The 9,150-nt window shown below is 69.3% G+C and carries 8 protein-coding genes; 6 read left to right on the plus strand and 2 right to left on the minus strand.

Going from position 1 to position 9,150, the window contains the following annotated elements; all coding sequences use genetic code 11:
- Nucleotides 1–123: 123 nt before the first annotated feature.
- Nucleotides 124–1,197: an ATP-dependent DNA ligase gene (locus Q2100_RS07285; protein ID WP_302913459.1), complete on the minus strand. Its 1,074-nt coding sequence runs from the start codon at nucleotides 1,195–1,197 to the stop codon at nucleotides 124–126.
- A gap of 87 nt (nucleotides 1,198–1,284) precedes the next feature.
- Here Q2100_RS07285 and Q2100_RS07290 point away from each other — a divergent pair, with 87 nt between their 5' ends.
- From Q2100_RS07290 to Q2100_RS07315, 6 genes are read left to right on the plus strand one after another with little or no spacing between them, the layout of a single operon-like run.
- Entirely contained in the window at nucleotides 1,285–1,920 is a 636-nt protein-coding gene (locus Q2100_RS07290) for a TetR/AcrR family transcriptional regulator (RefSeq protein ID WP_302913460.1), read from the plus strand.
- Nucleotides 1,917–3,125, plus strand: coding sequence for a cytochrome P450 (locus tag Q2100_RS07295; protein WP_302913461.1), 1,209 nt, complete (start codon nucleotides 1,917–1,919; stop codon nucleotides 3,123–3,125). The genes Q2100_RS07290 and Q2100_RS07295 overlap by 4 nt, the downstream gene beginning before the upstream one ends.
- Before the next feature lie 52 nt (nucleotides 3,126–3,177).
- Nucleotides 3,178–4,230: an ATP-dependent DNA ligase gene (locus tag Q2100_RS07300; protein ID WP_302913462.1), complete on the plus strand. Its 1,053-nt coding sequence runs from the start codon at nucleotides 3,178–3,180 to the stop codon at nucleotides 4,228–4,230.
- The gene (gene ligD, locus Q2100_RS07305; RefSeq protein ID WP_302913463.1) at nucleotides 4,230–5,279 is read left to right on the plus strand and encodes a non-homologous end-joining DNA ligase; all 1,050 of its coding nucleotides are present in this window, start codon (nucleotides 4,230–4,232) and stop codon (nucleotides 5,277–5,279) included. The genes Q2100_RS07300 and ligD overlap by 1 nt, the downstream gene beginning before the upstream one ends.
- Nucleotides 5,280–5,289: 10 nt before the next feature.
- A complete protein-coding gene (locus Q2100_RS07310; RefSeq protein ID WP_302913464.1) occupies nucleotides 5,290–5,790 on the plus strand; it encodes a hypothetical protein in 501 nt (166 codons plus the stop codon).
- A gap of 50 nt (nucleotides 5,791–5,840) precedes the next feature.
- Nucleotides 5,841–7,946, plus strand: coding sequence for a DNA/RNA non-specific endonuclease (locus tag Q2100_RS07315; protein WP_302913465.1), 2,106 nt, complete (start codon nucleotides 5,841–5,843; stop codon nucleotides 7,944–7,946).
- A gap of 6 nt (nucleotides 7,947–7,952) precedes the next feature.
- On the opposite strand, the gene Q2100_RS07320 is transcribed toward Q2100_RS07315, so the two are convergent.
- A complete protein-coding gene (locus Q2100_RS07320) occupies nucleotides 7,953–9,017 on the minus strand; it encodes an NAD(P)H-dependent amine dehydrogenase family protein (protein WP_302913466.1) in 1,065 nt (354 codons plus the stop codon).
- Between the last annotated feature and the right edge of the window lie 133 nt (nucleotides 9,018–9,150).

The raw sequence follows: 9,150 nt of genomic DNA on the forward strand, positions 1-9,150 counted from the left end.
ACACCGCGCAGTTCGTCACCCCCAGCGGGGGCCAGTACCGCTCGACCGCACCACCAGCCCCGGGAAAACTGAACATCCTGGTCAAGCGACCCCACCAGCGGATCACCTGCGGCCCGGCGTTACTCAAGAACCGACTGCACCCAGACCGGGAACGATATCGGCCACATCGAACGTGACCGGCCGCTCGAGCTGGTCGTAGGTGCATGAACGCGGGTCCCGATCGGGACGCCAGCGGTTGAACTGCGCGGTGTGCCGGAAGCGCTGGCCCTCCATGTGGTCGTAGCGGACCTCGACCACGCGCTCGGGGCGCAGGGGTATGAACGACAGATCCTTGCCGGAATTCCAGCGTGAGCCGGCGTTGCGCCCAGGGGTGCCGGCCTCCATGTGGGCGGCCCAGTTCCACGGATGGCCGTCGAAGCTGGTGACCAGAGGCTGCAGCTCGGTGAACAGCGTCCGGCGGGTGGCCATCGGGAAGGCGCCGATGACGCCGACGGACGCGAGACCGCCGTCGCCGTCGTACAGCCCGAGCATCAGGGATCCGATCGCATCGTCGCCCGACTTGTGCAGCCGGTACCCCGCCACCACGCAGTCCGCGGTGCGCTGGTGCTTGATCTTGAACATGACGCGTTTGTCCGGTTGATACGTCACGTCCGGCGGTTTGGCGATCACCCCGTCCAGGCCGGCGCCCTCGAACTCGTCGAACCACCGCTGTGCCGTGGCGAGGTCGGTGGTGACCGGCGTGACGTGGATCGACGGTCCCGATCCGGCCAGGGCGTCGACGAGGGCCACGCGGCGCTCACTGAACGGCCGCCCGGTGTAGTCGGTATCGCCGAGCGCGAGCAGATCGAACGCGATGAACGACGCCGGCGTCGTGTCGGCGAGCATCCGCACCCGCGACGCGGCGGGATGCACGCGCAGCTGCAGCGCCTCGAAGTCGAGACCCGAGCCGGTGGCGATGACGATCTCGCCGTCGACCACGCACCGTGCGGGGAGTTCGGCCGTGGCCGCCGCGACCAGTTCGGGGAAGTAGCGCGTCATCGGCCGTTCGTTGCGGCTGCCGAATTCCACCTCGTCGCCGTCGCGGAAACAGATCGACCGGAAGCCGTCCCATTTGGGCTCGTACATCGCCTCGGGCGGGATCGCCGGCACCGACTTTGCGAGCATCGGCCGCACCGGCGGCTGGACGGGCAGCTGCATCGGACCATTCTCGCCGTCGTCGGTCCGGAATGCCGCCGGTATTACGAGACGCTTGATTTCCGGAACTACCCGGTTCAGTATTACCAGATGCCGGGAACCGCAGCGACGATCAACCCGCCGATCGAGCGCAGAGCCCGGCGGGGCCGTCCCCGCGACGACCGGCTGGACGCGGTGATCGTCGACGCGACCGTCGCCGAGGTCGCGGCCAAGGGTTGGGGCGGCGCGACCATCGAGGGAATCGCCACCCGAGCTGGTGTCGGCCGCGGCTCGATCTACCGCCGCTGGCGCAGCAAGAGCGAGCTCGTCCAGTTCGTTGCGGTGTCCATCACCGCGCCGTCCGATTCGGTGGACACCGGATCCTTCGTCGACGACCTGTTCGCCGCCACGCTCCCGATCGCGGACATGCTCACCCAGCCCGAACTCGCAGCACTGCTGCCTGCGCTGCTCGCCGAGGCGACCACCGACGATTCGATCCGGTCGATCGTCCGCACCTTCGCGGGGCGGTGCCGCCAGCCGGTGCTCGACGCGGTGGAACGGGCACGCCTGCGCGGCGACGTCCCGCCCTCGACCGACGCCGACGCACTCGTCGACATGCTCGCCGGCGGGCTCGTGTACCGGCGCCTCCTGCTCGGCGAAGCCGCTGACGAATCGGCGGTCCGCGCACTGATTCGGCAGGCCGTCCGGTCCTGCTCACCCGACCCGTTCACCGAGGAGCAGGCGTGACCGAGATCCTGGACGTCGACCTCACCGATCCGCAGCTCTATACGGCGGGCTTCCCGCACGAGGTCTTCACCGAGTTGCGCCGACGCGGGCCGGTGCACCGCCACCTGGCCGTCGAGGGTCGTCCCTCGATCCCGTCGATCCCGTTCTGGTCGATCGTCACCCACCACGAGATCCAGCAGGTCAATCGCGACTGGAAGACCTTCGAGGCCGCCGGCGGCCCGATGATGGCGGCCGACCCGCTGCTGTCCTCAGGCCGGACCCTGGTGTCGATGGATCCGCCGGACCAGGCCGAGATGCGCAGGATCATCACCTCGGAGTTCACCCCGCGCATGATCGGCAGGCTCGAGCAGCGCATCGCCGCCCGGACCGCGGACATCCTCGCGGCGGCGGCGGGGGACACGTGCGACTTCGTCCGCGACATCGCCTATCAGGTCCCGATGCACCTCATCGCCGACATCGTGGGCATCCCCGAGACCGACCGGCCCTGGGTGTTCGAGCGGGTCGACCACCTCCTCAAGTCGGGCAACCCGTACAACGGCTACTCCGACGAGGATCGGCTCGGATTCCAGGTCGAACTCTTCGAGTACGCGCAGCGGCTCACCGCCGACAAGCGGGCCAACCCGACCGACGATGTCTGGACCAAGCTGGCCGGTCAGCTCGACGGCTTCGAACTCGAGATGTTCTTCCTCATCCTGGCCATCGCCGGCAGCGAGACCACGCGCAACGCGCTGGCGCAGGGACTCATCGAGCTGCTCGACGATCCCGCCCAGCTCGACGAACTGCGGACGAGCCCCGACCTCTGCGCCACCGCCGCCGACGAAGCCATCCGCTGGTCGAGCCCGGTCATCTTCTTCGGTCGGACCGCCACCGTCGATGTGACCATCGGCGATGCGAACGTCCAGGCGGGTGACCGCGTGCTGCTCTGGTACCCGTCGGGCAACCGCGACGAGTCCGTCTTCGACGACCCCTTCCGGTTCGACGTCCACCGGTTCCCCAACCCGCACGTGTCCTTCGGCGGCGGCGGCGTGCACTACTGCCTCGGCGCCAACCTCGCCCGCAAGGAGGTGCAGGTGGTGTTCGGGGAGATCGCGGCCGGCTACGACGTCGAGCTCGCCGGTCCGCCGGTGTGGTCCGGCGGCGGACCGGTGCACAACGTCGGTATCGGGATCGACTCGCTGCCGATCCGGATCACCCCGCGCCGCTGAACCTGCGCCGAGGTGTCGATGACATTGCCCGGCGCATGCGGTCTGCACGACTATGGGAACCGTGCAGCTACCCGTTCAGCCCCCGATCGAGCCGATGCTGGCCAAGGCGCAGGCCACGGTGCCGGCCGACGCGGGCGTGTGGTCCTACGAGCCGAAGTGGGACGGTTTCCGCGCTCTGGTCTTCCGTGACGGTGACGAGATCGTCCTTCAGTCCCGCTCGGGCAAGGACCTCGGCCGGTACTTCCCCGAACTGGCGGTGGCGCTGCGCGACGAAGTGGCCGAGCGCTGCGTGCTCGACGGTGAGATCGTGGTGCCCCGCGAGATCGGCGGCCGGATCCGGCTGGACTGGGAATCGCTGTCGCAACGCATCCACCCGGCGGTGTCGCGGGTGAAGCTACTGGCCGAGCAGACCCCGGCGCACTTCATCGGATTCGACGCCCTCGCCGTCGGCGACACACTGCTCACCAAGGAGCCCTTCCGAATCCGCAGGCAGGCGCTGGCCGACGCCGTGCACGAGAAGCAGTGGTGCCACGTCACCCGCACCACCGAGGACCCGCAGACCGGCGCCCAGTGGCTGGACACCTTCGAGGGCGCCGGGCTCGACGGCGTGATCGCCAAACGGCTCGACGGTCCGTACCTGCCCGGCAAGCGGGAGATGGTCAAGGTCAAGCACGCCCGCGACGCCGACTGCGTCGCAATGGGATACCGCATCCACAAGAGTGGCGAAGGCGTCGGATCGGTGCTGCTCGGCCTGTACCGTGACGACGGCGAACTGCAGATGGTCGGCGGCGCAGCGTCGTTCAGCACGAAGGACCGCATCCGGCTGCTGGCCGAACTGGAACCGCTGCGGGAGGGTGACGACGTGCGTGAAGGCGATCCGAGCCGGTGGAACTCGGCCGCCGACAAGCGCTGGATCCCCGTCCGGCCGGAACGGGTCTGCGAAGTGCACTACGACCAGATGGAGGGCAACGGCGACGCCGGTCAACGCTTCAGGCACGCGGTGAAATTCGTCCGGTGGCGGCCCGACCGCGATCCGCGCAGCTGCACCTTCGACCAGCTCGACGCGCCGCTCACCTACGACCTCTACGACGTACTGGAGTCCTGATGCCCACTCCCGCAGAGGAGATCGACGTCGACGGTGTCAAGGTCCGACTGACCAACCGCGACAAGCCGTACTTCCCGAAGCTGGGCGCCAAGGGCACGAAGGGGGCGTTGTTCGACTACTACCGGTCGATTGCCGGTCCCATGGTCGCCGTCCTGCGGGACCGGCCGACGCATCTGCAGAGGTTTCCCGACGGCATCGAAGGCGAGGAGATCTACCAGAAACGGGTGCCGCAGAAGCATCCCGACTACCTCGAGACGTGCACCGTCACCTTCCCGTCGGGCCGCACGGCCGACGCGCTGAAGGTCACCCACCCGTCGGCCATCGCGTGGGCCGCGCAGATGGGCACCGTCACCCTGCACCCGTGGCAGGTGCGCTGCCCCGACACCGAGCACCCCGACGAACTGCGCATCGACCTCGACCCGCAGCCGGGCACCGGCTTCAAGGAGGCGAGCGCGGTCGCCGTCGGCGTCCTCAAACCGCTGCTCGACGAACTCGGGCTCACCGCCTACCCCAAGACGTCCGGCGGCCGCGGCGTGCACATCTTCCTGCGCATCGAGAACAGCTGGGACTTCGTCGCCGTCCGCCGCGCCGGCATCGCGCTGGCCCGCGAGGTCGAACGACGCGCACCGGACGACGTCACCACATCCTGGTGGAAGGAGGACCGCGGCGAGCGGGTGTTCATCGACTACAACCAGAACGCGCGCGACCGCACGTTCGCCTCGGCGTACTCGGCGCGCAAGACCCCGATCGCGACGGTGTCGACACCGCTGACGTGGGACGAGCTGGCCGATGCCGACCCCGACGACTACACGATCGCGACAGTGCCCGACTTCGTGGCCGGCCGACCCGACCCGTGGGCGGGCATCGACGAGACGGCGCACTCACTGCAGAAACTGCTCGACATGGTGGCCGCCGACGAGGACCGCGGTCTCGGCGACCTGCCCTACCCGCCGAGCTACCCGAAGATGCCGGGCGAACCGCCGCGGGTGCAGCCGAGCAAGAAGGTCGCCGCCAACTGGGACGAACACGGCAACCGGGTGACCGAGTGACGGCCCGCCGATGGCACTGAGCGCCTGGGCGGACACCATCCGCAGGGGCGCGGCAGGCGCCGCGCTGATCGCCATCGTGGTGGGCGGCATCGGGGTCGGGACCTACATCCTGTTCGCCGCCGACGACCAGGCAGCCACCCCCGCCGCGCCGCGGACCCCGCCGGCATCGGTCGCACCGCCGGTGCCCGCGGCCAACGAGTTCACCGTCGGCGTCACGGTGACCGGGCGGGACTGCCCTCAGCCGCAGGAGTGCCTCTACACCTACACGATCGAGCCGAAGTACATCGGCGTGCGCCCGCTGCCCGAGCAGGAGCTGCAGGTGCACTACCGGGTTAGCGGTGGGCGCGAACCACAGGACGGCACCTTCACCGTGCGCGGCCGCGAGGCGCGGTTCATGAAGGACGTCACGGTCGTCGGACCGGCCCAGGCGACATTGACGGCCGCCGTCCTCGACGTGGAGAAGAGCCCGGTGTTCGGCCCCACCCTCAGCACACCGCCGACACCCGGGTGAGGTAGCCGACTACCCTGTCCCGTCCCGCCCGGTTCGCGCAGGCTGGCAACGTGGACAAACTCGACAGGTTGCGCACGGTCATCGGGCAGCTGGCTCCCGACGACACACCGGAGACCTTCCACGAAGGCCTCACGCCGAATCTGGCCGGCTCGCTGAGTGATCCGAGGGGCGCAGAGGCCGTCGACCGGCTGGCGCACCACCAGGATCTGGGGCCCGACGGCGAATTCGCCCTCGAGGCCATCGTGCTGCCCGAACTCCGTCCGGCCATCGACGTCGTCGGCGGGGACTTCACCATCGAGGACCCACTCTGGCAGCACCTCGACACCGATCCGGCGCTGCACGCGGCGATCAAGTCGACGCTGTCGTCGATCGGGCGCGTCGACCTGCCCGGGCACCCCTCGCTGCCCTACGGCGGCACCGCCTTCGTCGCGGGCGAGGGACTGCTGATGACCAATCGCCATGTGGCGGAGCTGTTCACGTCCGGCCTCGGAGTCCACGACCTGCGCTTCCTGCCCGGCATGAGCCCGGACGTCGACTTCGCCCACGAGGCGGGCAGCGGCGCCTCGATCGCGCTCGACATCCTCGGCGTCGCGATGATCCACCCCTACTGGGACATGGCGCTGCTGCGGGTCGACGGCCTGGCCGCGCGGCATCCGGTGCTGCAGCTGTCACTGGACGACCCGGCGGATCTCATCGACCGCGAGATCGCATGCGTCGGCTATCCGGCTTTCGACCCACGCAACGACCCCGCCGTGCAGCACAAGGTGTTCCGCGGCGTGTACAACGTCAAGCGGCTGCAGCCGGGGAAGATCAGGGGCCGCGCGCCGACCACCAGCTTCGGCAAGCGTGTCGACGTCGGCACCCACGACAGCTCGACGCTCGGCGGCAACTCCGGTTCGGCGGTCATCGACGTACGCACCGGCCACGTGGTGGCGCTGCACTTCGCCGGCATCTACCTCAAGGAGAACTACGCGGTGCCGGCCTGCGACCTCGCCGAGGACCGGCGGGTGGTGGACAGCGGGGTGTCCTTCGCAGGCCGGCCCGCGCCCTCGGCCGGTGAGTGGGACGCCTGGTGGCAGCGGACCGGCGCCGAGGCGCCCGCACCGGCGCGGACTGACGTGCCCGAGCAGCTGACCGTCCGCTACGACATCCCGATCGAGGTGACAGTGCGGATCGCCGGCGCCCCGGTGGCCGCGTCCACGGCCGCCTCCGACCCGAGCCCTTTCGCGACCGAGGCGATGGTGGCGCCACACCACGACACCGACTACAGCAACCGGACCGGTTACGACAGTGCGTTTCTCGACGGTCTGGAGCTGCCGCCACCCGCGCCCGCCGACCCCGCGAACGTCGTGAGCCTGCAGGACGGCACGCCCTACATCCCGTACCACCACTTCTCGGTCGTGATGGACAAGCGCCGCCGGCTCGCCGCGTTCACCGCGTGCAACGCCGACTTCTCGCCGGCGGCAAAGGAACCCGAGCCGGGGGACTACTCCCGCAAGGGGCTGTCGGGGCTGGGCCGCAACGACATCGAGCTGTGGTTCGTCGATCCGCGGGTGCCCGCCGAGTTCCAGCTCACCGACCGGTTCTTCACCAAGGATCGCGGCGCCTTCGACCGCGGGCACGTGGTGCGGCGGGAGGACGCCGCGTGGGGTTCGAGCTACCAGGAGGTGCGCGACGCCAACGGCGACACCTTCCACATCACGAACTGCACACCGCAGGTCGCAGGATTCAACCAGGCCAAGGCGAAGAACTGGGGCGCACTGGAGAACCTGATCGCCAAGCAGGCAGGCACCGGCCGGGTGTCGGTGTTCGCCGGTCCGGTGCTCGCGGCCGATGACCCGATCTTCCTCGGGGAGGGCCCGAACGGTCCGGTGCGCGTGCAGATCCCGGTTCGGTACTGGAAGGTGGTCGCCGCAGCCACCGACGGGAAACTGACCGCATACGCCTTCCTCCTCGAGCAGGACCTGTCGGACGTCCCACTCGAACTGGCGATCCCGGACGCCTGGCGCGAGCTGATGATCCCGGTGAAGACCCTTCAACGCCGGCTCGGGGGCGTCACCTTCCCCGCACAGCTCAAGAAGGCCGACCAGTCGGGCACCGCCCGTGGTGCCGCGGTGCGGGCGGCGACCGGAATCGAGCTGGCCGGGCCGGGCTGAGACGGATCAGGCCGTCGGCACCACCCCGCGTGGAAGATTCAGCGGCAGGTCGTTGTAGGTGGCGATGCCGGGCGCCGCGGCGACCACCGCAGCGATCGCGTGGATCGGCGGCATCGCGGTCATGATGTGCCCGAGCACGAAGAAGTCCTCGATCGTCTTGGCGTTCTCGATCATGTCCTGCGGCGGCAGGAATCCCACCTGCATGTTGACCGTGGGCCTGCCCTCGATGGTGATCTTCCAGCCGTCCGCGTCGAGCTGCCAGTCGGGCTCCAGCGTCTGGCCCTTCTTCCACCGCACGTTGATGTCCACGACGGTCCTGCCGCCGGCGATGCCCTGCCAGCTGGCGGCGACACCCGCGACGTGACCGGCCGGGATGGTCCACGATGCCATCACCAGATCCTCTGTGGTCTGGGCGTATTCGGGCACGCACTTGATCTCGTCGAGCTCGACGCCGATCGCGTCGGCGACCAGTTGCACCGCCTCGGCGAACACCGCGGTGCCCTTTTCGGCCATCGGCTGCAGGTTCGGATCGTCGATCGCGGTGCCGAATCCCGTGGGGCGCTCGGTGTCGGGGGAGTCGTAGAGCGTGGTGTCCGCGGACTCGGCGATGATGATCTTGTCGACCCTGTCGCAGGCGGTGGCCGCCACGATCGCGAGCAGTTCCGCGAAGCCGGGGCTGACGCCGGAGCCGAACAGCGTCGATCCGCCCTTCTGGCAGGCTTTCTCGAGCTTGTCGCGGCCGTCGCCCAGATTGCGTCCGGTGATGAACGACGCGGACGCCACCACGTTGACACCGGCCTCGAGAATGCCCACCAGCTCGTCGACGTCGATCCACATCGGGTTGTACACGACGACGTCCGGCTTCAGGGCGAGCAGTTCGCCGACGTCGTTGGTGGCGGTGACGCCGAGCGGTTCGATGCCGCAGAGTTCGCCGACGTCGCGACCGGCCTTCTCGGCCGACCAGGCGTAGCAGCCGACGAGTTCGAGGTGCGGGTTCCGCGCGATCGCCGCGACCGAGCTCTTCCCGACGTTTCCAGTCGTCCACTGGACGACGCGATAGGTGTTTGGCACTCGCTCAGATTAGGGCGCGCACCGATGTTTCGCGGCCTTTTTTGCCGACCGGCGAAAAATAGTCCGTAGGCTGCCGGTGTGAGCAGCGACGTCGACCCGGCGGAGGCGCCCCGGCGGGCGCGGGGCCGCCCGG

Source organism: Mycolicibacterium arseniciresistens (assembly GCF_030519285.1).
Lineage (GTDB): Bacteria > Actinomycetota > Actinomycetes > Mycobacteriales > Mycobacteriaceae > Mycobacterium > Mycobacterium arseniciresistens.

Coding starts and splice junctions, on each gene's coding strand:
- Q2100_RS07285 (WP_302913459.1), bottom strand. CDS start 1,197: ATGCAGCTGCCCGTCCAGCCGCCGGTGCGGCCGATGCTCGCAAAGTCG.
- Q2100_RS07290 (WP_302913460.1), top strand. CDS start 1,285: ATGCCGGGAACCGCAGCGACGATCAACCCGCCGATCGAGCGCAGAGCC.
- Q2100_RS07300 (WP_302913462.1), top strand. CDS start 3,178: ATGGGAACCGTGCAGCTACCCGTTCAGCCCCCGATCGAGCCGATGCTG.
- ligD (WP_302913463.1), top strand. CDS start 4,230: ATGCCCACTCCCGCAGAGGAGATCGACGTCGACGGTGTCAAGGTCCGA.
- Q2100_RS07310 (WP_302913464.1), top strand. CDS start 5,290: ATGGCACTGAGCGCCTGGGCGGACACCATCCGCAGGGGCGCGGCAGGC.